The sequence below is a fragment of the Zobellella taiwanensis genome (assembly GCF_003012795.1).
Lineage (GTDB): Bacteria > Pseudomonadota > Gammaproteobacteria > Enterobacterales > Aeromonadaceae > Oceanimonas > Oceanimonas taiwanensis.
Genome location: NZ_PXYH01000084.1, coordinates 1 through 255, shown reverse-complemented (window position 1 = coordinate 255; position 255 = coordinate 1). Strand labels below are relative to the sequence as shown.

The window sequence follows — 255 nt, the reverse complement described above, 5'->3', positions numbered from 1 at the left end:
TCGGCACCCTCGGCGAGTCGGTCGACGTCATGGAGCAGGCCCAGGCCGGGCTGCTGCAGTTCGTCGACCAGTCTCCGGGCTTTACCGGCAGCCTGATCCCCGAGGCCCAGGTGTTCCTGATGCCCTACGTCATTCCCGAGCAGCAAAGCGAAATCAATTACTTCTTCAAAAATTCCAAGGTTATCCACGAGCACTTTCCCAAGCTCTACGCCGACAAGGGCCTGGAGCTGCTGAGCATGTTCCCGGAAGGCCGGG

The 255-nt window shown here is 60.4% G+C and carries 1 pseudogene; it reads left to right on the top strand.

Features of this window, described 5'->3' with window-relative positions:
* Positions 1–255, top strand: a pseudogene (locus tag C7I36_RS17025) (TRAP transporter substrate-binding protein DctP); the annotation flags it as partial.